This window comes from Pantoea sp. M_10 (assembly GCF_008631515.1).
Classification (GTDB): Bacteria; Pseudomonadota; Gammaproteobacteria; order Enterobacterales; family Enterobacteriaceae; genus Pantoea; species Pantoea anthophila.
Genome location: NZ_VWUL01000004.1, coordinates 1 through 26955, shown reverse-complemented (window position 1 = coordinate 26955; position 26955 = coordinate 1). Strand labels below are relative to the sequence as shown.

20 protein-coding genes are annotated in these 26955 nt (G+C 58.6%); 8 read left to right on the top strand and 12 right to left on the bottom strand.

What is annotated here, in order from left to right; translation table 11 throughout:
- The first annotated feature begins 26 nt into the window (after positions 1–26).
- Positions 27–1535 (top strand): DASS family sodium-coupled anion symporter, encoded by a 1509-nt coding sequence (locus tag F3I47_RS12530; protein ID WP_033736769.1) that lies wholly within the window; start codon positions 27–29, stop codon positions 1533–1535.
- A gap of 156 nt (positions 1536–1691) precedes the next feature.
- Positions 1692–3338: a class I fumarate hydratase FumA gene (fumA, locus tag F3I47_RS12525; protein WP_009093034.1), complete on the top strand. Its 1647-nt coding sequence runs from the start codon at positions 1692–1694 to the stop codon at positions 3336–3338.
- A gap of 327 nt (positions 3339–3665) precedes the next feature.
- Here the strand turns inward: fumA and F3I47_RS12520 are convergent, their stop codons facing one another.
- Together F3I47_RS12520 and F3I47_RS12515 are read right to left on the bottom strand one after the other, a co-directional pair.
- Positions 3666–4322, bottom strand: a complete 657-nt coding sequence (locus tag F3I47_RS12520) for an SDR family oxidoreductase (protein ID WP_150029017.1) — start codon at positions 4320–4322, stop codon at positions 3666–3668.
- 74 nt (positions 4323–4396) lie between these two features.
- Positions 4397–5464 carry an SDR family oxidoreductase gene (locus F3I47_RS12515; protein ID WP_150029016.1) on the bottom strand — a complete coding sequence of 356 codons (1068 nt, stop codon included), beginning with the start codon at positions 5462–5464 and terminating at the stop codon, positions 4397–4399.
- A 100-nt stretch (positions 5465–5564) separates the two neighbouring features.
- Here F3I47_RS12515 and F3I47_RS12510 point away from each other — a divergent pair, with 100 nt between their 5' ends.
- Positions 5565–6467, top strand: a complete 903-nt coding sequence (locus tag F3I47_RS12510) for a LysR family transcriptional regulator (protein ID WP_009093037.1) — start codon at positions 5565–5567, stop codon at positions 6465–6467.
- 84 nt (positions 6468–6551) lie between these two features.
- Here F3I47_RS12510 and F3I47_RS12505 read toward each other — a convergent pair whose 3' ends face one another.
- The 4 genes from F3I47_RS12505 to malT all read right to left on the bottom strand — a co-directional run bounded on the left by F3I47_RS12505 (position 6552) and on the right by malT (position 11682).
- The gene (locus F3I47_RS12505; protein ID WP_150029015.1) at positions 6552–7025 is read right to left on the bottom strand and encodes an OmpA family protein; all 474 of its coding nucleotides are present in this window, start codon (positions 7023–7025) and stop codon (positions 6552–6554) included.
- Positions 7022–8236 (bottom strand): diguanylate cyclase domain-containing protein, encoded by a 1215-nt coding sequence (locus tag F3I47_RS12500; protein WP_111207147.1) that lies wholly within the window; start codon positions 8234–8236, stop codon positions 7022–7024. The genes F3I47_RS12505 and F3I47_RS12500 overlap by 4 nt, the downstream gene beginning before the upstream one ends.
- Position 8237: 1 nt before the next feature.
- A complete protein-coding gene (locus F3I47_RS12495) occupies positions 8238–8798 on the bottom strand; it encodes a YfiR family protein (protein ID WP_150029014.1) in 561 nt (186 codons plus the stop codon).
- Positions 8799–8979: 181 nt separating this feature from the next.
- Positions 8980–11682, bottom strand: a complete 2703-nt coding sequence (gene malT, locus F3I47_RS12490) for an HTH-type transcriptional regulator MalT (RefSeq protein WP_009093041.1) — start codon at positions 11680–11682, stop codon at positions 8980–8982.
- 284 nt (positions 11683–11966) lie between these two features.
- Between malT and malP the strand changes: the two genes are divergently transcribed.
- Positions 11967–14369, top strand: a complete 2403-nt coding sequence (gene malP / locus F3I47_RS12485; protein ID WP_150029013.1) for a maltodextrin phosphorylase — start codon at positions 11967–11969, stop codon at positions 14367–14369.
- Positions 14370–14377: 8 nt separating this feature from the next.
- The gene (malQ, locus tag F3I47_RS12480; RefSeq protein WP_150029012.1) at positions 14378–16447 is read left to right on the top strand and encodes a 4-alpha-glucanotransferase; all 2070 of its coding nucleotides are present in this window, start codon (positions 14378–14380) and stop codon (positions 16445–16447) included.
- A 218-nt stretch (positions 16448–16665) separates the two neighbouring features.
- Here malQ and malM read toward each other — a convergent pair whose 3' ends face one another.
- The 3 genes from malM to malK form a co-directional block, all read right to left on the bottom strand.
- A complete protein-coding gene (malM, locus tag F3I47_RS12475) occupies positions 16666–17607 on the bottom strand; it encodes a maltose operon protein MalM (protein WP_150029011.1) in 942 nt (313 codons plus the stop codon).
- Positions 17608–17711: 104 nt separating this feature from the next.
- On the bottom strand, positions 17712–19013 hold the full coding sequence (locus F3I47_RS12470; protein WP_009093047.1) for a maltoporin: 1302 nt from the start codon (positions 19011–19013) through the stop codon (positions 17712–17714).
- Between the two features lie 42 nt (positions 19014–19055).
- A complete protein-coding gene (malK, locus tag F3I47_RS12465) occupies positions 19056–20165 on the bottom strand; it encodes a maltose/maltodextrin ABC transporter ATP-binding protein MalK (protein WP_009093048.1) in 1110 nt (369 codons plus the stop codon).
- A gap of 362 nt (positions 20166–20527) precedes the next feature.
- On the opposite strand from malK, the gene malE reads away from it, so the two are divergent.
- From malE to malG, 3 genes are all read left to right on the top strand, one after another.
- The gene (gene malE, locus F3I47_RS12460) at positions 20528–21718 is read left to right on the top strand and encodes a maltose/maltodextrin ABC transporter substrate-binding protein MalE (RefSeq protein WP_150029010.1); all 1191 of its coding nucleotides are present in this window, start codon (positions 20528–20530) and stop codon (positions 21716–21718) included.
- 56 nt (positions 21719–21774) lie between these two features.
- Positions 21775–23301: a maltose ABC transporter permease MalF gene (malF, locus tag F3I47_RS12455; protein ID WP_150029009.1), complete on the top strand. Its 1527-nt coding sequence runs from the start codon at positions 21775–21777 to the stop codon at positions 23299–23301.
- Positions 23302–23407: 106 nt separating this feature from the next.
- Complete coding sequence (malG, locus tag F3I47_RS12450; RefSeq protein WP_009093054.1) at positions 23408–24298, top strand: maltose ABC transporter permease MalG; 891 nt, start codon at positions 23408–23410, stop codon at positions 24296–24298.
- Positions 24299–24379: 81 nt separating this feature from the next.
- Here the strand turns inward: malG and F3I47_RS12445 are convergent, their stop codons facing one another.
- The 3 genes from F3I47_RS12445 to F3I47_RS12435 form a co-directional block, all read right to left on the bottom strand.
- Positions 24380–24991, bottom strand: a complete 612-nt coding sequence (locus F3I47_RS12445; RefSeq protein WP_150029008.1) for a TetR/AcrR family transcriptional regulator — start codon at positions 24989–24991, stop codon at positions 24380–24382.
- The gene (locus tag F3I47_RS12440; RefSeq protein WP_058957798.1) at positions 24988–25584 is read right to left on the bottom strand and encodes an NAD(P)H-dependent oxidoreductase; all 597 of its coding nucleotides are present in this window, start codon (positions 25582–25584) and stop codon (positions 24988–24990) included. Before F3I47_RS12440 ends, F3I47_RS12445 begins: the two co-directional genes overlap by 4 nt.
- Before the next feature lie 844 nt (positions 25585–26428).
- On the bottom strand, positions 26429–26955 hold a 527-nt coding region (locus tag F3I47_RS12435; RefSeq protein ID WP_150042072.1), incomplete at its 5' end, for a methionine ABC transporter permease.

Genomic DNA, 26955 nt, shown 5'->3' with positions numbered 1-26955 from the left:
TCTTCTTAACTTGCAGATAAAACACTATGAAAACACTCTCAGCTGTAACTGAACCCCCAAAAGCCGCACCTGCGGGTGCGGGGAAAAAGAAAGCGATCATGCTGGCGCTGCCGGTGCTGGTGGCCGTGCTGCTGTTACTGGTGCCGACACCTGCGGGCCTTGAACCCTACGCCTGGCACTTCTTCGCCATCTTCGTCGGCGTCATCGTCGGCCTGATCTTTGAACCCCTGCCCGGCGCCGTGATCGGCCTGACGGGCGTTGTCGTCATCGCGCTGTTCAGTCAGTTCCTGCTTTTCAGCCCGGCAGAGCTGGCTAATCCGAAATTCAAAGTCGCCAGTGAATCCTTTAAGTGGGCGGTCAGCGGTTTCGGTAACTCCACGGTCTGGCTGATCTTCGGTGCCTTTATGTTCGCCGCAGGGTATGACAAAACGCAGTTTGGTCGTCGCCTGGCGCTGATCCTGGTGAAATATCTGGGTCGCCGCAGCCTGACGCTGGGTTATGCCATTACCTTTGCTGACCTGTTGCTGGCACCCTTTACCCCGTCGAACACCGCGCGTAGTGGCGGCACCATCTATCCGATTATCGCCAACCTGCCTCCGCTCTACGGCTCTAAACCGAATGACCCAAGCGCCCGCAAAATCGGTTCCTATCTGATGTGGGTCGCCATTACCGCCGCCTGTATCACCAGTTCAATGTTCCTCTCTGCACTGGCACCCAACCTGCTGGCCCTGGCGCTGGTGAAAAGCATCATCGGTTTTGATATCTCCTGGGGCATGTGGTTCCTGGCCTTCCTGCCGCTGGGTCTGCTGCTGATTCTGACCATGCCGCTGCTGGCTTACTGGTTCTATCCGCCTGAAGTCAAAATCAACGATGAAGTGCCAAAATGGGCGATGGCTGAACTGGAGAAACTGGGCAGACTGACCCGCAATGAGATCCTGCTGCTGGTGTTCGTGGTCTGCGCCCTGCTGATGTGGATCTTTGCGACCTCGTGGATTGAGCCAGCCCTGGCGGCACTGCTGGTCGTGGTCCTGATGTTGTGGACAGGGGTGCTCAGCTGGAACGACATCACCAGCAATAAACCCGCCTGGAATACCTTTGCCTGGTTCGCTACCCTGGTGGCGCTGGCGGACGGTCTGGCTCGCGTCGGTTTCATCACCTGGTTAGGTAAAGAAGGTGGCATGCTGCTGCAGGGCTATGACCCGCAGATTTCAGCCGTCGTCCTGTTAATCGCCTTCTTCCTGCTGCACTACCTGTTTGCCAGTACCACCGCGCACACCACCGCGCTGTTACCAGCCATGCTGACCATTGCCGCCTCGATTCCTGGCATCAATATGCCGGTCTTCTGCCTGATGCTCTGTACCTCTCTGGGTGTGATGGGCATCATCACCCCTTACGGCACCGGCCCAAGTCCGATTTACTACGGCAGCGGTTATCTGCCGACTAAAGACTACTGGCGTCTGGGTACCATCTTCGGCGCAATCTTCCTGGTCTCCATGATGGTGATTGCCTATCCGTGGATGGTGTGGATGTTCTGACGGATACAACATGCAGATCAACGCGTTATAAGATACCATTCCTGCACTTCCCCGCTGCACCCGCGGCGGGGAAGCATAATAAACGATTAATTCGCCTATGATGTTGCGCCCCGCAGCCTGCTCGCGGTGGTTCAGCCGGTCATTAAGTGAGAAAAAATGTCGAACAAACCTTTTGTCTATCAGAACCCTTTTCCGCTGTCCCACGAAGAAACCGAATACTATCTGCTGAGCCGTGAGCATGTCTCAGTCGCCGAATTTGAAGGTCAGGAGATCCTGAAAGTTGACCCGCAGGCGCTGACGCTGCTGGCTCAGCAGGCCTTCCACGACGCCTCTTTTATGCTGCGTCCGGCTCACCAGCAGCAGGTTGCCTCAATCCTTGCTGACCCGGAAGCCAGCGACAACGACAGATATGTCGCCCTGCAGTTTTTACGCAACTCTGAGATTGCCGCCAAAGGCGTGCTGCCAACCTGTCAGGATACCGGCACCGCTATCATCATGGGTAAAAAGGGTCAGCGCGTCTGGACCGGAGGCGGGGATGAGGCCGCGCTGTCGCAGGGTATCTATAACACTTACATCGAAGATAACCTGCGCTACTCCCAGAACGCCGCACTGGATATGTACAAAGAGGTGAACACCGGCACCAACCTGCCTGCGCAGATTGACCTCTACAGCGTGGATGGCGACGAGTACAAATTCCTCTGTATTGCCAAAGGGGGCGGCTCTGCCAACAAGACCTATCTCTATCAGGAGACCAAAGCGCTGCTGAGTCCCGGCAAGCTGAAAAATTACCTGGTGGATAAGATGCGCACCCTGGGCACGGCCGCCTGTCCGCCGTACCACATCGCATTTGTTATCGGTGGCACCTCAGCGGAAAGCACGCTGAAGACGGTTAAGCTCGCCTCGACCCACTACTACGATGGTCTGCCGACCGAAGGCAACGAACATGGTCAGGCATTCCGTGATGTGCAGCTGGAGCAGGAACTGCTGGAAGCCGCGCAGAAGCTGGGTCTGGGCGCACAGTTTGGCGGCAAATATTTTGCGCACGACATTCGCGTGATTCGCCTGCCGCGCCACGGTGCCTCCTGCCCGGTCGGCATGGGTGTCTCCTGCTCCGCTGACCGTAACATCAAGGCGAAGATCAACCGCGAAGGCATCTGGATTGAGAAGCTGGAAGCCAACCCGGGCCGACTGATCCCGGAAGCGCTGCGTCAGCAGGGCGAAGGTGAAGTCTTACAGGTTGATCTGAACCGTCCGATGGAGCAGATTCTGGCGCAGCTCTCCGCCTACCCGGTCTCTACCCGTCTGTCTCTGACCGGCACCATTATTGTGGCGCGTGATATTGCGCACGCGAAGCTCAAAGAGCGTATCGATAACGGTGAAGGGTTGCCGCAGTACATTAAGGATCATCCGGTCTATTACGCTGGCCCGGCCAAAACGCCTGAAGGCTACGCCTCCGGTTCACTCGGCCCGACCACCGCCGGACGTATGGACTCCTACGTGGATCTGCTGCAGGCACACGGCGGCAGTAAGATCATGCTGGCAAAAGGCAACCGCAGCCAGCAGGTGACGGATGCCTGTCACAAGCATGGCGGCTTCTATCTCGGCAGCATTGGCGGCCCGGCAGCGGTGCTGGCGCAGCAGAGTATTAAGAGTCTGGAGTGCGTAGAGTATCCGGAGCTGGGGATGGAAGCGATCTGGAAGATTGAGGTCGAAAACTTCCCGGCCTTTATCCTGGTCGATGATAAAGGTAACGACTTCTTTCAGCATATTGAGCGCGCGCACTGCGCGAAATGTGTGAAGTGAGAGATGCGTTAAGTTATGAAAAAGCCCCCGGTTTCGGGGGCTTTTTTTCTGCAACGATCCCTGAAGGCATGCTGGCTGTGGTAGCGAGCCTGCGCAGGGAACGGGGTCAAAACCCACATGCAGCCCAGTCTGACAGCAACACCTCAGGTCAGGGCACAGGGAGCCCGGTCAGAAGAGGAAAGCGTCCCGCGCCAGGGACGGCGCGGGCCGAGCGGTCATGGATGACAGCTTTTGCGTCTTTCCGATCTGACCGGGCTCTCTGTGCAGGCTCGATCCCTGAGCCAGCAGAGCCTTTTTTTCTTGCTTAACGTGCTACTGATAGTGGCATTAGCCACGCTGCAACCGCTGCAACGCCTCATCGATCGGGCCGTCGCCCTGAGTCAGTTCAATGATCTGATATTTAATGGCTGGCTGTTCGATCAGCCCGACCAGGGTTGCCGCCACATCTGCCCGCGGCACCACGCCATAGGGGATCGCCAGGTCGGCATGAATCCGTCCGCTGCCCGCTTCGTCAGTCAGCGTGCCAGGGCGCAGGATCACCCACTCCAGGCGGCTCGCCACCAGCTCAGCATCAGCCTGTCGTTTGACCCGCATGTAGTTCTCAAAGCCCTCTGAAGGGGTTTTGCCGCGACCTGCATCGGGAAAGGCCGAAACCAGCATAAAGCGTGGAACATCTGCCTGCTCTGCTGCCGCCACGGCCAGTGTCAGCCCCTCACCATCAATGGCATTGGTCAGCGCGATTCCGGCACCACCGGCCCCCGCCGTAAACACCACGACATCATGCTCAGTCATCAGCTGTGCCAGCTCCGGGACGCTCAGCTGCTGAAGGTCGCCTGACACAGCCGTTGCGCCTGCTGCCTGCAACGTCTCAGCCTGCTCCGGTTTGCGGTGCATTGCCGTTACCCTGTGCCCCTTGCTGCTCAGCTGACGGGTCAGCTGCTGACCCACCTTGCCCGCAGCCCCGATAATGAAACATCTCGCCATGGGTTCTGAACCTCCACTGAATGATCAAATATGCCGGAAACGAAACAGGCGCCGGATAGGGCGCCTGCAGGTTTTTACTCAGGGATCACTTTTTCCGCTTTCAGCTTATCGAACAGCTGGGTGAAGGAGTCCAGCGTGCTGCGATAGCCGGTAAAGCCCGCTTTGCGGCTCTTACTCATGTCGGTAAAGGCTTCCATCGGACGTCCCAGATCGGCATCGGTGTGCCACCAAGAGGCGAGTTTATTGATATCCGCCTCACGCAGATGATGCTTCTCTGCAATCGCCTGCCATGCGCTGGCGGCCTCATCCATCCGGCCTTCCAGCGGCATCATCTGCGCCGGATAGTCCGCGGCCTCGATACCAAAGTATTCTGCCAGTTTCGGCCACATCCAGTTCCAGCGGAAGACATCGCCGTTTACGGCGTTAAAGTCCTGGTTAGCGGCATTAGGCGAGGTGGCGGCCCAGAGCAGCTGCTCAGCCAGCAGACCCGCATCGGTCATATCCGCCACACCGTTCCACTGCTCAGGCGAACCCGGGAAGATAAACGGCCAGCCCTTCTCTTTACACAGGGTGGCGTAAACGGCCAGCGTCTGCCCCATGTTCATCGCATTACCCACCGCGTAGCCGATGATGGTGTGCGGACGATGCACGCTCCAGCGATAGTCATACTTTTCAGCGCCTGCGAACAGTTCATCTTCCTGCGCGTAGTAGAAGTTATCAACCGGCTGACGGCCCTGCTCTTCGCGGAATGGCGTAACCGGCACCGCACCTTTACCGTAGGCTTCAAACGGGCCCAGATAGTGCTTCAGTCCGGTGACCAGCGCCACGTGAGAACCCTGCAGGCGATCGCTCAGTGCTTCGATCACGTTGCGCACCATGCCGCCGTTGACGCGGATATTCTCTTTTTCATTCTCCTGACGCGCCCAGACGCTGAAAAACAGCGCATCCGGTTTGACCGATTTCAGCGCGTCACGCACCGCATCGGCATCGGTCAGATCGGCAGTCAGGCTGGTCGCGCCCGCTGGCACGGCACCGCGGCCGCGTGACAGGCCGCTGACCTGCCAGCCTTCCTGCTGTAATTTGTCTGCCAGTGCGCGACCGATTACGCCGCTGATGCCCACAATCAAAGCGTGCTTTTTCATTTGATTTCTCCTCAATTTGCGTAATGCTAAGCCTAATAGAGAATTCAGTTCTTATCTCTGTCATTTATTCACATCATTCTCAACCTGAGTTCACGAATCGATGCACGATCATCGCCTGAAAGACATCCTGCCGTTTGTTGCCAGCGTCGAGTGCGGCAGTTTCACCGCGGCGGCCGAACGTTTGCATGTCACCGGCTCGGCGGTCAGTAAAAGCCTCAGCCGGCTGGAAACGCGCTTAGGCTCGCGCCTGCTGGAACGCACGACGCGCAGTCTGCAGCTGACCGACGCGGGCAGCGCCTATTACCAGACCTGCCTGCGGGTGCTGGAGGATCTGGCCGAAGCAGAAGCGGTGCTGGCGGCGCAGCGCACCATTCCTTCCGGCCGCCTGCGGCTGGCTGTGCCCACCACCTATGGCCGTCTTAACGTCATGCCGCTGCTGATGCCCTTTTGTCAGCAGCACCCCGAACTGGCGCTGAGCCTGAGTCTGTCCGATCGCTTTGTTGACCTGTTTGAAGAGGGGGTGGATGTCGCGGTACGGATTGGCGGGGCACCTGACCTGCCTGCCTCTCTGGGCTGGCGCAATATGGGTCGCGAGAAGATGCAGTTCTGTGCGTCACCCGCTTATCTGGCACGTGAGGGACGCCCGGAAGATGAGGCGGCGCTGCTGAATCACCCCGCCATCCTTTATGAGCGCGTAGATGGCAGCACCAAACCCTGGCTGTTTACTACTCAGGATGGGCAGGCGCACTGGCGGGAGGTGCCCTGGCGGCTGGCTGTCGGGGACGTTGATGCGCAGTTACAGGCGGTTATCGCCGGGCTGGGTGTGGCACAGATGCCATCCTGGCTGATCCAGCGCGCCGTGGACGCGGGTGAACTCGACATTATTCTGCCGGAACTGCAGCCTGACGGGCTGACGCTGAGCGTGGTATGGCCACGGCGCAAACAGTTCTTGCCCAAAGTGGACGCGCTGCTGTCGGCGCTGAATGAACTGACCATCCGCTAATCTCTCTTCGTGCGGCAGGCGCGCCACGCTGCCAGCGTCGTGTCATAGCGAGGCCGGAACCCTGCGTCCGGCCTGCCGGGAGAATTACGGCGCCGTGATGACGATGGCCACACGGCGGTTCTGCGCCCGCCCCTGAGGAGTGCTGTTGCTGGCCACCGGAGCGCTCATGCCTAACCCGCGTGTGATGATATTTTCAGGGGGGATCGCGGCGCCCTGCGCCCACTGTGCCGCGACCGCGTTTGCCCTTTTCAGTGACAGCTGCTGGTTGTAATCCGGTTTGCCATAGTTGTCGGTGTGCCCGTCAATGCGCACATGCTCAATACCGGTCGAGGCCAGGTTTCTCGCCATCGTCTGAATGGTCGTTTTGCTGGCAGGGGTCAGTTCGGATTCGTTGATACCAAACAGGATTTTATCGGACAGGCCCAATCCCCAGCCCTCCATGTTCTGCGTAAAGCCAGCGCTTTTCATCGCAGCGATCTGCGCCTCACTGAAGCGCGCCGTCGACTGACAGCCCGCCAGCGTCATCACAAGTAATACCAGGGAAAATTTCATTCTCATCTTTTCGCCTTACCTGCTCGTTTATTCCTGTACATGTTCATATCGGCACGTTCGAGAATGGCCGCGACCGTGTCACCCTGCTGTGACCAGGCATAACCAACGGTCACCGAGGTCGTTATCTGCGTATCCCCGGCAATCGTAATCGCCTGCGTGATAACCTCATGAATGCACTGCACCAGACGCTGAAGCTCCTCCTCACTGACGCGACTGCTCACCAGCATGGCAAACTCATCGCCCCCTAAGCGGGCAACCAGATCCTGATCGGCCGCCAGAGACAGGAGGCGTGAGCCTATCGCTTTTAAAACGTCATCGCCTGCGGCATGACCCCAGCTGTCGTTGATGCTCTTGAAACGATCGCCATCCAGAAACAGCAGAGCAAAGCGCCCCTTCTCCTGCTGTCGATCCAGAAGCCGGGCGAGATGCGCCGTAAAGGCGCTGCGATTGGCCAGCCCGGTCAGCGGATCTTCCAGCGCTTTGGCCGCCAGCGAGCGATTGTCACGGATCAGCGAAGCCTTCAGCGACTGCATCTCCTTCAGCAGCGAATTGAGATCATCGGAGAACAGCTGAAACTCACTCGTCGGGCTGCCGGGTATGCGCAGGGAAAAATCACCCGAATGAATCACATAGTGAATGGAACTGGTAATGTTGCGCAGCGTCGCGACGATACCCCGATGCAAAAAGGCGCTCAGCATCAGCGAGACAATCAGCACACACAGCATTCCGCTGGTCAGGATCAGGAAGGAGTAGCGAATAAATCGCATCGCGCCGGTCACGGTCCCTTCCAGCGTCAGTGTGCCGACCGTGACGTCAGCATGATTGATGGCGACATTAAGCGGTTTGCTATACATCCACTCGCGTAACCAGCGTGAATACCAGCCCGTCGGTTCCTGCTGCGCATGCCAGCGGACCAGTTCAATATTATCCCGGGTGACGAGCTTTGCAGAGGCATAAAGGCCCTGCTCACCGAGCTGTTCAATTTTATTACGCGCATCATAGCTGTCGGCAAAAACGGTCGCGGCGGTCAGCGTCGTGCTGAGTGTTGAGCCAATCAGTTCAAGATTACATTTCTCATAATTTTTAATGAAGAGCAGCGAGGTCGAGGAGAGCAGCAGCCAGCACAACAGTAATATTACCGCCGCATTGATGGTGCTTATTTTCTGCAGTTTATTACGTATTGATGATTTGTCGTTTCTTACTTTATCGAATTTCATATTATTCGACTCTCTGGCGGGAGAGCAAAAGCACATCCGGACTCACCCTGACGCCACTTCTGGCAAGCGAATCAAGGTTAACGGAAAAAAGCGTTCGGTCCGGATGAAATATCAGGCAAAAAGCGGCCCCCACGGTGCACTCCGGGCTGCTCTCTGCAAGGGTAAGCACCGCTCTGCCCCGTAACTGCTGAATAGTTTTTGCCTGCTGCTGCGAGGTTTCCGCGCCAAAATAGAGTGCATCGCACCGGCGCGTCGCAAGCTGGCTGGCAGCAGCAATATAGACAACGGTAAAGGTTGCAGCAGGCGAAGTGATATTTTCCGGCAGGGAGAGATGCCGTGCCGATGAAAAGACACATAACTGGGGCGGACTGTTCAGGCCGGGCCAATGGCTGAAGCTGATAATTCCGCTGACGATACGGTTGGCTTTGCCATCCCGTATTTCGCCATAAGCCAGATGAGGAATGAGCAGCAGCAGAATAATGAGTGTCAGGACGCTTCTGCAGACAGGGCGCAGGGAATGCAGCAAACAGGCATTCAGATAAAAAGGATATTTTACGGTCATACTGCGTTCCCGGAAATAGATCGCTCGGCAGGACGCCTGAATAAGCGCCGGAATATTAACACAGCGTTAATAAGAATTGTACCGGATGAATAATTAAACAGGGTGGCGGAAAACTATATTGTCTTTCTGTCACAGGGAGCGTGACGCGATGCTGAACGTGAGACGGACATCGCGTCAGATGTCAGACATAGCCCATCATTTTCAGCAGCGACTGCACCTGGTTCATCGCTTCACTGCGGTGAGACACGCCCAGCTTCTGATAGAGATTGCGGATATGGGTCTTGATGGTGGTGGAGGCCACAGCCAGCTCCCCGGCAATCTGATCGTTGCTGTAGCCCGAATAGATCAGCCCCAGCACCTGCCATTCACGCTGTGTCAGCGGGCTGGTGCGGATCAGCTCCGGCACGTCAGGATGGTTGAGCAACCGGCTGACAAACCCCTCATCGAAATGGGCAAACTTGTGACGGTGATATTTATTGATCTCCAGCAGGATGCGGCGGGCGCGATGGCTGTCCAGCTCATTCAGGGTATTCAGCTGAATCAACTGCCGCAGCTGTTGTGCCATCATCTCGCCTTCAATCACAAAGTGACTGATAAAACCGGTACTGCGCGCCAGCTTCAGCGCCTCGATCAGCACACGCTGCGCCTCCGCTTTGCGTTCAGTCTGCCAGTAGATCTGATTCAGCAGCAGCAGGTTGCGGTTCAGATCGCTCATCAGGCGCAGGGCGCGGGCATTCTCGTTCAGCTCTTCCAGCACCACTTCCGCCTGGCTGACATCGCCCAGCAGGATCTGCGCACGGGCGATGTTGCGCCACTGCCCCTGCAGAAAATGGTTGTTGGCAAAGGCAGGTTTAGGCGTCTGGCGCATCCAGTCGCGTGCGTTCTGACTGTCGCCGGTCATCTGCCAGTAGATCACCCGGACCTTATCGGCATTGGCAATCCAGTCGCTGTGCCAGTTGCCGTTGTTCAGCAGGTTTTCCAGCCGGTTAAGATAGCTGCGGGCATTATCCAGATTGCCCCGCGCCAGCGAGCACTGCACCAGCAGGCCCAGACACTGGATCTGCTGCTGCGGCTGAAAACCGTTCAGTACGCTGATGCCGTCGCGTGCGGCCTGTTCCGCCTCTTCCAGCCGCCCCCAGGCCCACAGCAACTGAGCGCGAATGCGCAGCAAAAACTCATGCAGCGGGAACTGTGCCAGATGCTGCTCTTCCACCAGCACAAAGGCGCGACTCTGGATTTCATAGGCTGCCTGCAAAAAGCCCTGCGCAAACAGAATTTCGCTCTGCTGAATCAGGCTCCAGAGGGCGTAGTGCCACACCTCATCGCGGCGCGCCAGCTGCTCGGTCTGACGCATCAGCTTGAGGGAATCCTCCAGCTCGCCTTTGCAGTGCATCACTTCGCCATGTACCGACATTGCCACAATACGGCTGTAGTGACGATTGCCGGGCAGCGTGTCGAGCGCCACTTTTGCCAGTCGCTCCGCTTCGTCGATGTTGCCGTCGTTAATCGCTACCTGAGCGCGTAATGCATTAAATTCGCCGCGCAGCGCCGCGTCAATCTCGCAGCGACTGGCCTGTTCAAAGCGTGCCAGCAGGCTGTCCACCTCGGAAAAGCGGTGCTGAGTCTGCATCAGCCAGGCCTGCAGCAGCACCAGCATCGGGTTCTCCAGCATCATCTCCCACGGCAGCGCCCTGAGGGAGTTCTCCAGCAGCGGCAGCTCACTCTGGTTGAACAGTGTCCAGGCGTGCTCCAGCAGCACGTCGCGCAGCATGCTGGCGTCGCCGGACGCCAGCGCATGATGAATCGCCTCGCCAGGGAAACCCTGCGCCATCCAGCTCTCAGCCGCCGCCCGGTGCAGCGCGGGCAGCTCCGCCGCCAGCTCCCACTGACAGCGCTGCCGCAGGAAATTACCGAACAGCGGGTGGTAACTGAACCAGCAGCCGGAATCATCCATGCGCTGCAGGAACAGCCCCTGACGCTCGATCTCTTCAAGCCGCATCTGGCCGTTCTCTTCGCAGGTAACCCGGGCGATGAGTTCATCATTCATGGAGCGCAGCAGCGCGGTTTTCAGCAGGAAATGGCGGGTGGGGAGATCGACATGATCCAGGACCTCCTCCACCAGATAGTCAGAGAGGTGGCTGGCATTGATGCCGGAGAGACGACGGGCCGAATGCTGAGCCGAACTGGCTCCCTGCCGCGCCGACAGCACAATCAGCTGCAGCGCGGTCGCCCAGCCCGCCACATCGTCACATAACCGGCTGCTCTCTTCGCTCTCCAGCGGGGCCGCCAGACGACAGTCGAAGAATTGCCGCGCCTCCTGATGGGTAAACGCCAGCTGCTGACTGCCCAGTTCAATCAGTTGCTCGCGCACCCGCAGGTTGGCAATACCCAGCTGGGGCAGATTGCGCGACATCAGGATCAGCGTCAGATTTTCAGGCTGGTGACGCAGGAAAAAGCGCATCGCATCGTGGATCACCGGATTGGTGATGAGGTGGTAATCATCGACGATCAGCCACAGCGGCTGCTGCCACTCCACCAGCTCGATAAAGAGCTGTGAAAACAGGGCGTTAAGATTGACATACTGCCGCTTCTGCGCCAGCTGTTCGCTGCGCGGACAGCCACCGTGGGTGGCCTGCTGCAGGGCCGCAATCAGGTAATCGGCAAAACGCTCCGGCTGGTTGTCGCCCTCATCCAGAGAGACCCAGCCCAGATCGCTTTTCCCCGCCGCCCACTGTGACACCAGCGTGGTTTTGCCGTAGCCCGCCGGACTGGTGACCAGCACCAGACGATAGTTTCCGGCTGCGGTGAGCTTTTGCAGCAGGCGCTCACGGATGACGGTGCCATCAAGACGCACCGGGCGGCTGAGTTTAGCGGGTATTAACATGGGCGCGCGTATCTCCGTTTGTCGAGCGCAGCATTATTTTACGCTTCGTAATTATTCCTTACACAGGTTCAGCATTTCGTCAGATGAATGCAAGCAAACCCATTAATTAAACTTTACAAAAGTGTGCGCTATCACACTCCTGAACCGATTTCGGATTAGCCTCATCCTCTCCACCCTCCCTATCCTCCTGCGCTAATTCTGTTCAGGAGGAGGAGCGCCAGCTTTCGCGCGGGCACACTGTCGCCATATTGACCCCCTTTTTCTGTTTTTCCAGGAGATCAACCATGACACAGCCCGAATTTAACCCGATTCAGTTCAACGCCGCCCTGACCCGTCAGTGGCAGCGTTTTGGCCTGCACGAAGCGCAGGAGATGACCCCGTCACAGTGGTGGCAGGCGCTCAGCGGTGCGCTGGCGGATATGCTGGCCGCACAGCCAGGCGCCCCGGCACCCGCAACACAGCGCCACGTTAACTATCTGTCGATGGAGTTTCTGATTGGCCGTCTGACCGGGAACAACCTGCTGAATCTGGGCTGGTATGACGCGGTCAATGACGCGCTCTCTGCGTGGCATATTTCGCTGACTGACGTGCTGGAAAATGAGACGGATCCGGCGCTGGGTAACGGCGGACTGGGTCGGCTGGCCGCCTGCTTTCTCGACTCTATGGCCAGTGTGGGCCAGCCTGCAACCGGCTATGGCCTCAATTATCAATATGGCCTGTTCCGCCAGCGCTTCGAACAGGGGGCGCAGCAAGAAACGCCGGATGAGTGGCAGCGCGATCGTTACCCCTGGTTCAATCATAACGCGGCGCTTAACGTTCGGGTCGGACTCGGCGGCAAAGTGGTCACCACAGAGGGGCAGCCTCAGTGGCAACCGGCGTTTGAACTGGTGGGTGAGGCCTGGGATTTACCGGTCGTTGGCTACCGGAATGGCATTACCCAGCCGCTGCGTTTGTGGCAGGCGAAACACGCTGAGCCGTTTAACCTCAATCGCTTCAACGACGGCGACTTTCTGCGCGCAGAGCAGCAGGGCATCGACGCTGAAAAACTGACGAAGGTGCTCTACCCCAATGACAATCATCAGAACGGTAAAAAACTGCGTCTGATGCAGCAATATTTTCAGTGCGCCTGTGCGCTGGCGGACATTCTGCGCCGCCATCATCAGGCCGGACGGTCGATTGAAACCCTGCCCGATCATGAAGTCATTCAGCTGAATGATACCCACCCTACGCTGGCGATCCCGGAGCTGATGCGTCTGCTGCTGGATGAGCACCAGCTGAGCTGGGATCAGGCCTGGCAGATTACCCGCCACACCTTTGCCTACACCAACCACACGCTGATGCCGGAAGCGCTGGAGTGCTGGGATGTCCGGCTGGTACGCAGCCTGCTGCCGCGCCATATGATGATCATCAACACGCTCAACGCCCGGCTGAAAGCCGTGGTCTCAGCACGCTGGCCGGAGGATGAGGCGAAATGGGCGAAGCTGGCGCTGGTCCACAATAATCAGCTGCGGATGGCGAACCTCTGCGTCACCAGTGGTTTTGCGGTAAACGGGGTGGCCGCGCTGCATTCGAAACTGGTGGTGCAGGATCTCTTCCCGGAGTATCACCAGCTCTGGCCGGAGAAATTTCACAACGTGACCAACGGCATTACCCCGCGTCGCTGGATTAACCAGTGCAACCCGGCGCTGAGTGCCCTGATTACCCGAACCCTGAACACGCCCTGGCTGAACGATCTCGATGCGTTGCAGGGGCTGGAAGCCTTTGCAGATGACGCCGCGTTTCGCGCCGAATACCGCGCCATCAAGCAGCAGAACAAGAAGGCGCTGGTCGGCTGGGTCAAAAACCGCACCGGCATTACGATCGATCCCACGGCGCTGTTCGACGTGCAGATTAAGCGCCTGCATGAGTACAAACGCCAGCATCTGAGCCTGCTGCATATCATCGCCCTGTGGCAGACGCTGGTGATCGATCCGCAGGCGAATCGTGTGCCGCGCGTGGTGCTGTTTGGCGCCAAAGCCGCGCCGGGTTATGCCCTGGCGAAGAACATCATCTATGCCATCAATAAAGTGGCTGAGGTGATCAATCACGATCCCCGCATCGGCAACCGTCTGAAGGTGGTCTTTATCCCCGACTACAACGTCTCTGTCGCGGAACGGCTGATCCCGGCCGCCGATCTCTCCGAGCAGATCTCGACCGCCGGCAAAGAGGCTTCCGGCACCGGTAACATGAAACTGGCGCTGAACGGTGCCCTGACCATCGGCACCCTCGACGGCGCAAACGTTGAGATCGCTGAACAGGTTGGCAGTGACAACATCTTTATCTTTGGTCATACCGTTGAACAGGTCGTGGCCTTGAAAGCTGGCGGATATGATCCCGCTCAGTGGCGTAAAAAAGATCCGCAGCTTAACCAGGTACTGCAGGCGCTGGAGGATGGCACCTTCAGCCAGGGCGATCGCCACGCCTTTGACGCGATGCTGCACAGTCTTGGCCCGGAGGGTGGTGACCCCTATCTGGTGCTGGCCGACTTCCAGCCCTATCTGGAGGCCCAGGCGCAGGTGGAAGCGCTCTGGAGCGATCAGGACGCCTGGACCCGTGCCACTATCCTGAATACCGCGCGCTGCGGGATGTTCAGCGCCGACCGCGCTATCCGCGATTACCAGCAGCGCATCTGGCAAGCGAAACGCTGAGGAACGCCATGAAAACGAATCTGGTTAAGGATGATTTTTCCGTGGCGGGTATCGCTGCGGAATATATTAACGCCCACGGCAGACCGCAGGCGATCCCGGCCCTGACCCGCCAGCGTCTGCTGGCGGTGATGCAGCCACCGCGTCAGCAGAGCACGCCGCTGCCGCCGGTGGTGATCTTTCGCAGCGGCGATCTGCTGAGCCTGTCCCCTCAGCTGACGCAGGATGCGCAGTGGCAACTCACCCGTGAGGCGGGAGGAGTCACTTCGGGTCGCTGTCATCCCGCTCAGCCGCTGCATCTGCCGCCGCTGCCGGAGGGCTACCATCAGCTAACGCTGCAGCAGGGCGCCCGGCAGTGGTCGTGCCGGATCATCATTGCTCCGCCCCGCTGCTATGAGCCGCCAGCGTTGCAGGCGGGGGAATCGCTGTGGGGAGCCTGTGTGCAGCTCTATACATTACGTTCGGCGGAGAACTGGGGCATTGGCGACTTTGGCGATCTGCGCCGGATGCTGCCCGCTGTTGCGGCACGCGGCGGCGCGTTTATCGGGCTGAATCCCATTCACGCGCTGTTTCCCTCCAGCCCGGAGAGTGCCAGTCCCTACAGCCCCTCCTCCCGGCGCTGGCTCAATGTCCTCTATATCGATGTGAATGCGGTCAGTGACTTCCGGCAGAGCAGCGCCGCCCAGGCCTGGTGGCAGCAGCCGGAGACACAGCAGGCGCTGACGCAGGCGCGCGCCGCGGAGTGGGTCGACTATGCGGCGGTCACCCGCCTGAAAATCACGGCGCTGAGCCTGGCATGGCCGCAGTTCAGCCGGCGTGAGGACACCGATCCTGAGGTGCAGGCATTCCACGCCTTTATCAAAGAGGGTGGCGTCAGTCTGCAGCATCAGGCGCTGTTTGATGCCCTCCACGCCGATCAGATTGCGCAGGATAGCCAGCGCTGGGGCTGGCCGGTGTGGCCGGAGGCGTTGCAGGACCCTGCCAGCCCGGCGGTGAAAACCTTTCTGCAGCAGCATGCCGATCAGGTGCGTTTCTGGCTCTGGTTGCAATGGCTGGCCGCGCAGCAGTTTGCGGAGTGCTGGCAGGGCTGCCAGCAGCAGGCAATGCCCATCGGCCTTTACCGCGATCTGGCGGTCGGGGTGGCCAAAGGAGGAGCCGAGACGTGGAGCGATCGCGACCTCTACTGCATGGAGGCCAGTATCGGAGCCCCGCCCGATATCCTCGGCCCGCGCGGTCAGGACTGGGGACTGCCGCCGATGGACCCGCAGGTGATGCAGCAGCGCGCCTGGGAGCCGTGGATTGCCCTGCTGCGCGCGAATATGCGCCACTGCGGCGCACTGCGCATCGATCATGTGATGGCGCTGATGCGGCTCTGGTGGATACCGGCCGGGGAACCGGCGATGCACGGAGCCTATGTTCACTATCCCATCGACGACCTGCTGGCGATTCTTGCGCTGGAGAGCCAGCGACATCGCTGCATGGTGATTGGGGAAGATCTCGGCACGGTGCCGGAGGCGATTGTCGATAAGCTGCGGGATGGCGGCGTTTACTCCTACAAGGTGCTCTGGTTTGAACAGACCTCCCCGTCGGGATTTCGTCCACCCGCCGCCTGGCCGCGGCAGGCGATGGCCGTCGCGACCACCCACGATCTCCCGACGCTGCGCGGCTGGTGGCAAAGCGACGACCTGACCACGGGCGCCCGGCTGGGCCTCTACCCGGACAAGGTGGTGCTGGCCGGGCTGTATCAGGATCGGCTGCGGGCAAAGCAGGCGCTGCTCAACAGCCTGCATCAGGTGGGCGCCCTGCCAAAACGGGCCGGACGGTCTGCCGGACGTACCGGGATGAGCAAGGCGCTGAACCGGGCGATGCAGCGCTATCTGGCGGACAGTCACAGCGCCCTGCTGGGTCTGCAACCGGAGGACTGGCTGGATATGGCCACGCCGGTCAATATCCCCGGCACCAGCGATGAATACCCGAACTGGCGACGCAAGCTGAGCGTCACGCTGGAGGCGCTGTTCAGCGATGCGGAAACCTGTGCACTGTTGCGGGATCTGACGGCGCGACGGAAGCAGTCAGCATGAATCAGGAAAGCTGAAATCAGCGCGGATCAGGGATGACCGCGCTGTATTGCATGAATAACGCTTTAACCTTAATGGCAGACAACGGCTCTTTCTCCTGACATTTCTGTTAGTTAGTCCGCTCACAGGTCATATCTCCCCTCATTCAACATTATTTCAATCCAAAAAAAGGTGCGCCGGAGCGCACCAGATGGGACAACATCCCTGGTGTCGGGGCAGTTTCACCCCTTGCCTTTAACACCACGGATAAAGGTTTGCCGGGCGGAGGTGGAACCCAGCCGTTCGGCTTCATCCAGCAGCTTCAGCGCTTTGTCGATATTGCCGCTGTTTATCGCCTGAGTGATCTGCTGATTAAAGTAGCGCTCAGTGTCACTCATGATCGGTTCTGCCGCTGTTTTCGTCGCTGGTAAAGGCGCGGCGGTGGCGGCAGGGGCCGAACGATAAGCGGGCGCAGGCGCAGTATTACCGACGGTGACCGGGCCGGGACCGGACGATCCAAACAGCGGCCCGACCAGAATGGAGGAGCCGGAACTGGTCTGCATTTTCAGTTTGAGGGTGCCCTCCCGGCTGTGGCTGGCGATAGGGTCGGGAATGTCCGGCACAGCATGGCCGGTGCCCTGCGCGTAGGCTTTAGCCGGATCGAGCAGGGTGGTGGTCTGGGTCAGATCGCTGTCGGTGGTGAACACCAGCAGGTAAATTTTTTGCTGGCCCAGCGCCGGGGTCAGTTTCATCACCCCTTCCAGCCTGTCTGCCGCCATCACGCCTGGCTTCTGGTAGGTAAAGTAGCGGCTGGGGAACCAGGCGGCGGGCCGCAGAGTTTCATCCAGTACCAGCACGTTAGGCGCAAAAACCTGCCCGTTGGCCACTTCACTGCTCAGCGTCAGCGTCAGTTCGCCGATATTTGCTGGCAGGCTGTAGGCCGCCACCGGTCCGGCAATGTGCGGCGCGTTGAGCGTCTGCCCGCTGCTGGCGAGTTTTGTCGTCTGGGTCTGTGAGGCGGCCAGCGGCTGCCAGCTCAGATGTTGCAGGGTTTCAGCAGGGACAACCGGGGCGGAGGTGAGATCCTGCGGCACCAGGTTGACGTCCGCCAGGGCGGGCAGGCTCTGTCCGGCCAGTAATGTTGCACTCAGGCAGAGTGCAGTCAGCGTCTTTTTCATTTTCATTATGCGTACCTTATTACAGGTCGCGGCATGCACCAGGCAATGGCACACCGCGACCAGAGAGATTCATCAGGCGTGCAGGCACGCCCGTCAGAAACGGTGCGGGTTTACCACCAGATTTCCATCTGCGCGCCGAAGGTAAATTCATCGTTATTACCGCGGCTGTTGGTCAGGATGCCGTTGCCGGTAGAGTCAGCCGAGGCGAAGGTGGTGAGATCGCCGGCGCTGTCTTTGTTGTAGCCCCACTTCTCATCCCATTTGGCATAGGTAGCGAACAGACGCAGCGCCGGACGTGACCAGATGCTGTCACCCGCCTGCCACTGCTGTGCCAGCGTCACTTTGTACTGACCGTTGCGCTCGCTGGCCTGCTGTGACTTCACATTGTCATAGCCCAGTTCCAGCAACGTACTCATGATCGGCGTCCATTTGTACATCGGACGCACGCCGACGGTGTACCACTCGGTGCCGCGGTCGTTATCCAGATCGATGTTCTGATACATGGCGACATACATCAGGTCCCAGCGTTCTGCCAGCGAGATCGCCCCGTGGTCGAGGATGCGGTACATGTCCCCGTTGTTATTGAGACTGGTGCCCTGCGGCACCCCTTTGCCCTGCGAGGTCATCGCGTCGGTGGCGTACTGCAGTACAAATTTGTTGTAGCCCTTAAGCATGCTCTGGGTATGTTCGGCGGTGAACATCCAGCCATCTTTTGAGGCGCCATCTTCCAGACGATAGTCGTCACGGGCATTGGCACGACCGTAATCGACCCCCAGCTCCAGCACGCCATCCGGGTTGGTTTCCAGGCCCGCCAGGCGCACATCAAACACGTCATTCGCGGTGCTGGTGGCGAAGTCACGGATACGATCGCTGGAGAAGGTGTAAGAACCGCCCGCTTCCGAGGAGCGGGTTGCCGCGAAGGAGAGCTTACCGAAGCCGAGATCGACATCTTCCAGACCGGCACCCGGTCCGGAGATATCCCAGTAGTAGAAGTCGATCATATGAACGTCATGACGCTGATAGAAACGCTTACCGGCCCAGAGGGTCGATCCTGGCAGCGCATCGATCAGGTTTTTCCCTTTTACGTTGGCTTCACGGAATGCCGGTGAGGTGGCTTCCCAGTCGTTCTGCTGCGCTACGGAGTAAGCCACGTTGGTGTCGAAATAGAAGCTTTTGTCGCCCTCTTTCCACACTTCCTGGCCTAATTTCAGTTCGGCGTAGGTTTCACATTCGTTGCCCAGACGGTATTTACTTTGAGCACCGGTGGCCTGGAAACATTGCTGTTCGCCACCGCTGCCCGTCCAGCCGATGCCGGAACGGGCATAGCCGGTGAAATCGACCGCCATCGTCGGGGCGGAGAGCGTGCCCACCGCGACGGCGACGGCAAGGGGAAGTTTGCGCAGAGTTAACATTTTCTATCTCCTGAGGTCATGGCTTTTATTGTTTTGGCAGGGCTACACACCCGGCTCCTGGTACAGCCTGCGGCACGCGCTCCCGTCCTCGCGGAACAGGTGACAACGCTCGGGCGGCAGGCCAATCGCCAGGATCGCGCCCTCTTTTACCAGCACGACGTCCTCCTGGCGGTAGACCAGGTTCTGACGGATTGCGGGAATCTCGATGTGGATCTGTGTTTCATGCCCCAGCTGTTCCACCACCTGCACTTCCCCTTCAAGGGTGACGTCGGCGATATCGCTGGAGAGCAGATGTTCCGGGCGAATGCCCAGTGACATATTGCTGCCGACCAGTACGCCGGCGCTGTCAACCGGCAGCCAGACCAGCTGCTGATTCGGCAGACGGACCTGAACCTGATCGAGGGCGGTGGCGGTCACTTTGACCGGCAGGAAATTCATTTTGGGTGAGCCGATAAATCCGGCGACAAAGCGGTTGGCGGGATAGTGATAGAGCTCCAGCGGCTTGCCGACCTGCGCGATGCGCCCGGCATCGAGCACCACAATTTTGTCAGCCAGCGTCATCGCTTCAATCTGATCGTGGGTCACGTAAATCATGGTGCGCTTCAGGCGCTTATGCAGACGAGAGATCTCAATGCGCATCTGAACGCGCAGGGCTGCGTCAAGGTTGGACAGCGGTTCATCCAGCAGGAAGACGCGCGGTTCCGCCACCAGCGTGCGGCCGATGGCGACGCGCTGACGCTGTCCCCCAGAGAGGGCTTTTGGCCGGCGATCGAGCAGGTGCGCCAGCTGCAGAATTTCGGCCACCTGATTGACCCGCTGATGGATTTCGGCCTTTTTTACCCCGGCCAGTTTCAGGCCAAAAGACATGTTTTCCGCTACGGACAGGTGCGGATAGAGCGCATAAGACTGAAACACCATGCCGATGCCTCGCTCAGCAGGCGGCACCTCATTCATGCGCCGGTCGCCAATGAGCAGCTCGCCGCTGGTGATGGTTTCCAGTCCGGCAATCATGCGCAGCAGCGTCGATTTGCCACAGCCCGACGGGCCGACGAAAACAACAAATTCCCCTTCACGAATGGTGAGATCGATCTCTTTCGACACCACCGTTTCGCCCCAGGCTTTTGTGACATTGCGTAGCACAACGCTCGCCATGATCCCTTCCCTCTTAGCTGCACATTCGTGTCTGCTCAGCGGCAGACGGGTTCCGGGGCTCACTATGCGAGAGGAAACCGGCGGTCACATCCTCCACCGCAGCGCAATCCACTGGGGGAGGAGACGGGAGGAGGAGAAACCGTGGCAGACGAGGCAACCAGCGCGCCGCCGCGGTTTTTTGTGATCGTTCACGCAGACCTGCACGATTTTTTGCCGCGCCATCTCCCGCTCCGGACGCTTTTTGCCAGCGCGATCACAGTGATGGGTGGCGGGGCGTAGAGCAGAGGAGGATGAGATGCCGGTGTGGATACGCACAATGATGCCGACAGAGCATTCACCACTTCCGCTAACAGGATGGATTTATGACGATGAAAACCGGAGCAAGAATTCTGGCCCTCTCGGCCCTCTCTGCCGTGCTCTTTTCGGCCAGCGCGATGGCAAAGATTGAGGAAGGTAAACTGGTCATCTGGATCAACGGAGACAAGGGCTATAACGGTCTTGCTGAAGTGGGTAAGAAATTCGAGCAGGAGACCGGCATCAAAGTCACCGTTGAACATCCTGACAAAATGGAAGAGAAGTATCCGCAGGTGGCGGCGACGGGCGATGGTCCGGACATTATCTTTTGGGCGCACGACCGGTTTGGCGGCTATGCGCAGTCGGGCCTGCTGGCGGAAATCAGCCCGGACGCCAGCTTCCAGCAGAAGATTTTCCCCTTCACCTGGGATGCGGTTCGCTTTGACGGCAAGCTGATTGGCTACCCGATCTCGGTCGAGTCACTCTCGCTGATCTACAACAAAAAGCTGCTGCCTAATCCGCCAAAAACCTGGGAAGAGATGGCCGGTCTCGATAAGCAACTGCGCGCTAAGGGCAAAAGCGCCATTATGTTCAACCTGCAGGAACCCTACTTCACCTGGCCACTGCTGGCCGCTGGCGGAGCCTACGCCTTTAAGCTGACCGACGGGCGCTATGACGTGAAAGATGTCGGCGTGGATAACGCGGGCGCGAAAGCCGGGATGCAGTTCCTGGTCGATCAGGTCAAAGCTAAAATCCTGAATGCGGACACCGATTATTCGATTGCCGAGGCGGCCTTTAACAAAGGGGAAACCGCGATGACGATCAACGGCCCCTGGGCATGGAGCAACATCGACAAGAGCGGGATCGACTATGGCGTGACCACGCTGCCAACGCTGAACGGTAAACCCTCTAAGGCGTTTGTTGGGGTGCTGAGTGCCGGGATCAACGCCGCCAGTCCCAATAAAGAGCTGGCGAAGGAGTTCCTGGAGAACTACCTGCTGACCGATGCCGGCCTGGATGCGGTCAATAAAGATAAGCCGCTGGGCGCGGTGGCGCTGAAATCGTTCCAGCAGACGCTGGAGAAAGATTCCCGTATCGCCGCCACCATGACCAACGCCCGTCAGGGTGACATCATGCCGAATATCCCGCAGATGGCCGCATTCTGGTACGCGATGCGCACCGCCACGCTGAATGCCCTGGGAGGTCGTCAGAGCGTTGACGCCGCACTGAAAGATGCTCAGGCGCGTCTGAAGAAATAATTTTTCCCCGCCGCCGGGGCAACCCGGCCTGAGTTACCGTTAAGGAAAACCGCATCATGTCAGGAAAACCGAAAACGCACAGTCTGCTGTTAAAGGGCGTTCTCATCGGAATGGGCTGTCTGCTGGTCGGCTATCTGCTGGTGCTGATGTACGCGCAGGGCGAATATCTGTTTGCGCTGCTGACGCTGATCCTCAGTGCCACCGGGCTGTGGATTTACGCCAACCGTCGCGCCTATGCGTGGCGTTATGTCTATCCCGGCGTGGCCGGGATGGCGCTGTTTGTCCTGTTCCCCCTGGCCTGCACCGTGGCCATTGCGTTCACTAATTACAGCAGCACCAATCAGCTGACCTTTGAGCGCGCGCAACAGGTACTGCTGAGCCGCACCTTCCAGTCGGGGGACGCCGTCAGTTTCGCACTCTTCCCGGCAGGCGACCGCTGGCAGCTGGTGCTGAACGATGGCAAAGCAGACTTTGTCTCGCCGCCGTTTCAGTTTGGCGTTGAACAGACGCTGAAAATGGCCCCCGCGACGCCGCCAGCGGGTGAGCGGGCGACCCTGAGGGTCATCACATCCAATCGCCAGGCGCTGAGCCAGATCCGTGCTGAACTGCCGGATGGCCGTCAGCTGCGGATGAGTTCGCTGCGCCAGTTCTCCGGGACTCAGCCGCTCTACCGGGTGGGCGCGCCGGATGAGCTGATCAATCAGCAGAGTGGCGTGCACTATCGCGCCAATCCGCAGACCGGTTTTTATCAGGCCGTCAACGCCGCGAACAAATGGGACAACGAAACGCTGAGCCCCGGCTTCACCGTGAATACCGGCTGGAAAAACTTCCTGCGGGTCTTTACCGACGAAGGGATTCAGAAACCGTTCCTGGCGATTTTTGGCTGGACGCTCTTCTTCTCGCTGATCACCGTGGTGCTCACCGTCGCCGTCGGCATGGTGCTCGCCTGTCTGGTGCAGTGGGAGGCGCTGCGCGGCAAAGCCGTTTACCGGGTGATGCTGATTCTGCCCTATGCCGTGCCCGCGTTTATCTCGATTCTGATTTTCAAAGGGCTGTTTAACCAGAGCTTCGGTGAGATCAACGTGATGCTCAGCGCGCTGTTTGGTGTGAAACCCGCCTGGTTCAGCGATCCGACGCTGGCGCGCACCATGCTGATCATTGTGAATACCTGGCTGGGCTACCCCTACATGATGATCCTCTGCATGGGGCTGCTGAAGGCGATTCCGGACGATCTCTATGAAGCCTCGGCGATGGATGGCGCAGGCCCATTGCAGAACTTTTTCCTGATTACCCTGCCGCTGCTGCTGAAACCGCTGATGCCGCTGATGATTGCCAGCTTTGCCTTCAACTTTAATAACTTTGTGCTGGTGCAGTTACTGACCAACGGCGGGCCCGATCGTCTCGGTACCACCACGCCAGCCGGGTATACGGATCTGCTGGTGAACTACACCTGGCGTATCGCCTTTGAAGGCGGCGGCGGGCAGGACTTTGGTCTGGCGGCGGCGATTGCCACCCTGATCTTCCTGCTGGTGGGTGCGCTGGCGGTGATCAATCTGAAAGCCTCGCGGATGAAATTCGACTAAGCGTCTGGCCCGAGAGGCGCAGACCCGGACCGTGAGGATGGTAAGCACGATCCGGGTTCAGACTGACAAATCAAATTGCCTGATGGACCAGGTTTAAGGAGCTGTTATGGCTATGGTACAACCCAAATCGCAACGGCTGCGTCTGCTGACCACGCATCTGCTGCTGCTGTTATTTATCGCAGCGATTCTCTTTCCGCTGCTGATGGTGGTGGCGATTTCGCTGCGCGCCGGTAATTTCGCCACCGGCAGCCTCATCCCGGAGCAGATCTCATGGGAGCACTGGCGTCTGGCGCTGGGTTTCAGCGTGGAACATGCGGATGGACGGGTCACACCGCCACCCTTCCCGGTGCTGCTCTGGTTATGGAACTCGGTTAAGATCGCGGCCATCAGTGCGCTGGGCATCGTGGCGCTCTCCACCACCTGCGCCTATGCGTTTGCCCGCATGCGCTTTACCGGCCGTGCCAGCCTGCTGAAGGGGATGCTGATTTTCCAGATGTTCCCGGCGGTTCTGTCGCTGGTGGCCCTCTACGCGCTGTTTGACCGGCTCGGCCAGTATCTTCCGTTTATCGGGCTGAATACCCACGGCGGCGTGATCTTCGCCTATCTTGGCGGCATTGCGCTGCATGTCTGGACGATAAAAGGCTATTTCGAAACCATCGACGGTTCGCTGGAAGAGGCGGCGGCGCTGGATGGTGCCACCCCGTGGCAGGCGTTCCGGCTGGTGCTGCTGCCGCTGTCGGTGCCGATTCTGGCGGTGGTGTTTATTCTGGCCTTTATCGCGGCGGTGACAGAGGTGCCGGTCGCCTCGCTGCTGCTGCGCGATGTTAACAGCTACACCCTTGCGGTCGGGATGCAGCAGTATCTCAATCCGCAGAACTATCTGTGGGGTGACTTTGCCGCCGCTGCGGTGCTCTCTGCGATTCCGATTACCCTGGTCTTCCTGCTGGCCCAGCGCTGGCTGGTCAGCGGCTTAACCGCGGGCGGGGTGAAAGGCTAAACGATCATCATTGTACGTTGCCACTGCTTACACAACCTCTGTTGTGGTTGAAGGATTCGGCGGCCTGCGGGCCGCCTTTTTTTACGCTTCCTCTGCCGGTGTACGGCTGCCTGCCACCAGCGCCACGACAAGCGCGGTGATCGCCTGCTCGCCTGCCTGTTTATCGATATCGCCCCGTGCCACCGCGCCTGCGATAGCATCCGCGCCCCCCAGCAAGCCCCACATGCCTGCTTCGGCCATCCCATTGCTGCCCGTAAATGGAGCAAACCAGCGCTGACAGCGGGCGATAAAGTCGAGCTGATAGTGACGTTTGACGGCAGCGAGTTCAGGCGTGGTGCTGAGCGCGGAAAGGAGTTCAGGAATTTCACGTCCTTCCGTCATCACACAATCCACGTAACAGGCTGCGAGCACGACCGCTTTTTGCTGCATCTGCATCGGCGCAGCCTCCATGGCCGCTTCCATCCGATCGGTCTGGCGGCGATCGAAATCGTCATACAATGCCGCCAGCAGACCATGACGGGTCGTGAAGTGATCGTAAACGACGGGCTTACTGACGCCCGCTGCCTCACCCACCCGGGCCAGTGTCAGCGCCTCGCTGCCTTCGGCCTGCATGATCTGCCAGGCGACTTCGGACAGCTGTCGGCGACGCGCCTCGCGTGACAGACGTTTAGGGGAAGACTTTTTCGCGGTCATGCACTTTCCTCTCGGGCAAAAATCCGTTGCCCCCATTGCTGCGCCCGCTGATAGTGTGACTCAGGAAACCCCTCGTCGCTGGTCAGTAGCAGCTCGCTGGTAACCACCGGCGCACCACAATAATCAAAGATGCCGTGATCGATCAGATTCCGCATGCTGCCGAAATAGCCGCGGCGCATAAAAGTTCGCGTATCGGCTGCACCCAGCGCGATCAGATGCACGGGAAGATGCCCGAGGCGCTTCACTATCCGATCATCCTGCTCGTCAAAGGCCCAGCCTGCAATAAAGACCCGGTCGATCCAGCCCTTGAGCTGCGCCGGAAATGACCACCAGTAAATCGGGTAGACCAGCACCAGCGCATCAGCGCGATCCAGCCGCTGCTGCTCGGCCAGCACATCTGGCGGAGTTGCAGCCTCACCGTTAAAACGCTGGTGATCGCTGAGCGTAAAACGCGGGTCGAACCCCTCAGCGGCGAGATCGGCCTGTTCAACCGTATGGTGGCCTGACGCCAGAACCCCCTGCGCAAGCTGGTCCGCAATGCGGTGGGTGTGAGCATCATGATTGGGATGGGCAGTTACTATGAGTGCATGCATCGTCGTCACCTTACCTGATTAGCCATTAAGCTACTAAAGGTAGGTTACGGTTAGTAGGTTAGCAAGCGGCAATGTATGCAGAGATTCGGCTGACCGCATTTACTGTTCAGGTGAAGCTGTCGCCAGCAGGGATGTTTCAGGGACGGTTAACCGTAAAAGAGAGAAGCGCCAGGCGGTCGGTTGATTAAACAATTGCGTAAATCAATCGCATCATCAGTGCAGGCTACCTGAATAAGAGTCAGAAACATACAAAGGCAGGCGCTATAACTGAAACAGGATAACTAGCTGCTCTTATATTTAACGTTGATGATCAGAAAGATAACCGTGTTCAAAAAGATTGAGAATAAAAAACTCACTAAACAATAAAAATAAAACAAATCAGACAGGGTATATCTCTGTGTCAGATATACACTGGTCAGTGGATACAGGAAACAGACCAGCAGAGTGACAGGCAGTGAAATCAATAATTTCCTGTAATTTGCAACAGGTTTTGATTTATTTAGTAGCTGAATGCAAAATGCAAAAACAGAAAGAAAAACAGGTCCGAAAGCAAATTCACCCAACGTCATTACGTAACTCCCTCTCCTTAGCCAGGGAAAATTATTCCCTTATCCTTATTTAGCGACACGCCATCGTGACGCTGATAACAGATAACGTCATTATGAATTAACATGATTTTGCTGGTCACTCTGCATTATATCTCCAGACATCTTTTTTATTCTTAAAAGAAACGCCGGATTATATATGTGTTAATGATGACGGAAACAGAGGCGGGGATTAACGCTTTCTGCGGCGAGATCGGCCTGTTCAGCCGTATGGCGGCCTGACGCCATACGGTCAGCCGTTAACGACGATAAGCCAGCGAGCGCACCAGCCAGTCGCCCAGTTTCTGAATCAGCATCACCAGCGCCAGCAGCACGACAATGGTCGCTGCCATAATCTGATTATCAAAGCGCTGATAGCCGTAGCGAATCGCCAGATCCCCCAGTCCGCCGCCGCCGACCACGCCGGCCATCGCGGAGAAACCGATCAGCATCACTATCGTCAGGGTGATCCCTGCCACCAGCGCAGGCAGCGCCTCTGGCAGCAGCACGCGGCTGACGATATGCCACAGATTGCCCCCCATCGACACCACCGCCTCAATGCGGCCGCGATCGACTTCATCCAGCGCGTTCTCCACGATGCGCGCAAAGAAGGGAAACGCCCCCAGGGTAATCGGTACGATCGCAGCGCTACTGCCCAGCGTGGTGCCAACCAGCAGGCGGGTAAAGGGGATAAGCGCGATCAGGAGCACGACAAATGGCAGCGCGCGTCCGGTATTCACCAGCGTGTTCAGCAGGAGAGAGATGGCGCGATTGGGCAGAATACCTC

What these genes read in the sequence shown, in the direction of transcription:
- F3I47_RS12505 (WP_150029015.1), bottom strand. Translation starts at nt 7,025, where the DNA reads ATGAGAATGAAATTTTCCCTGGTATTACTTGTGATGACGCTGGCGGGC.
- F3I47_RS12510 (WP_009093037.1), top strand. Translation starts at nt 5,565, where the DNA reads ATGCACGATCATCGCCTGAAAGACATCCTGCCGTTTGTTGCCAGCGTC.
- malG (WP_009093054.1), top strand. Translation starts at nt 23,408, where the DNA reads ATGGCTATGGTACAACCCAAATCGCAACGGCTGCGTCTGCTGACCACG.
- malP (WP_150029013.1), top strand. Translation starts at nt 11,967, where the DNA reads ATGACACAGCCCGAATTTAACCCGATTCAGTTCAACGCCGCCCTGACC.
- F3I47_RS12440 (WP_058957798.1), bottom strand. Translation starts at nt 25,584, where the DNA reads ATGCATGCACTCATAGTAACTGCCCATCCCAATCATGATGCTCACACC.
- malF (WP_150029009.1), top strand. Translation starts at nt 21,775, where the DNA reads ATGTCAGGAAAACCGAAAACGCACAGTCTGCTGTTAAAGGGCGTTCTC.
- fumA (WP_009093034.1), top strand. Translation starts at nt 1,692, where the DNA reads ATGTCGAACAAACCTTTTGTCTATCAGAACCCTTTTCCGCTGTCCCAC.
- malM (WP_150029011.1), bottom strand. Translation starts at nt 17,607, where the DNA reads ATGAAAATGAAAAAGACGCTGACTGCACTCTGCCTGAGTGCAACATTA.
- F3I47_RS12500 (WP_111207147.1), bottom strand. Translation starts at nt 8,236, where the DNA reads ATGAAATTCGATAAAGTAAGAAACGACAAATCATCAATACGTAATAAA.
- malQ (WP_150029012.1), top strand. Translation starts at nt 14,378, where the DNA reads ATGAAAACGAATCTGGTTAAGGATGATTTTTCCGTGGCGGGTATCGCT.
- F3I47_RS12445 (WP_150029008.1), bottom strand. Translation starts at nt 24,991, where the DNA reads ATGACCGCGAAAAAGTCTTCCCCTAAACGTCTGTCACGCGAGGCGCGT.
- F3I47_RS12495 (WP_150029014.1), bottom strand. Translation starts at nt 8,798, where the DNA reads ATGACCGTAAAATATCCTTTTTATCTGAATGCCTGTTTGCTGCATTCC.
- malE (WP_150029010.1), top strand. Translation starts at nt 20,528, where the DNA reads ATGACGATGAAAACCGGAGCAAGAATTCTGGCCCTCTCGGCCCTCTCT.
- F3I47_RS12520 (WP_150029017.1), bottom strand. Translation starts at nt 4,322, where the DNA reads ATGGCGAGATGTTTCATTATCGGGGCTGCGGGCAAGGTGGGTCAGCAG.
- F3I47_RS12515 (WP_150029016.1), bottom strand. Translation starts at nt 5,464, where the DNA reads ATGAAAAAGCACGCTTTGATTGTGGGCATCAGCGGCGTAATCGGTCGC.
- F3I47_RS12530 (WP_033736769.1), top strand. Translation starts at nt 27, where the DNA reads ATGAAAACACTCTCAGCTGTAACTGAACCCCCAAAAGCCGCACCTGCG.
- malK (WP_009093048.1), bottom strand. Translation starts at nt 20,165, where the DNA reads ATGGCGAGCGTTGTGCTACGCAATGTCACAAAAGCCTGGGGCGAAACG.
- F3I47_RS12470 (WP_009093047.1), bottom strand. Translation starts at nt 19,013, where the DNA reads ATGTTAACTCTGCGCAAACTTCCCCTTGCCGTCGCCGTCGCGGTGGGC.
- malT (WP_009093041.1), bottom strand. Translation starts at nt 11,682, where the DNA reads ATGTTAATACCCGCTAAACTCAGCCGCCCGGTGCGTCTTGATGGCACC.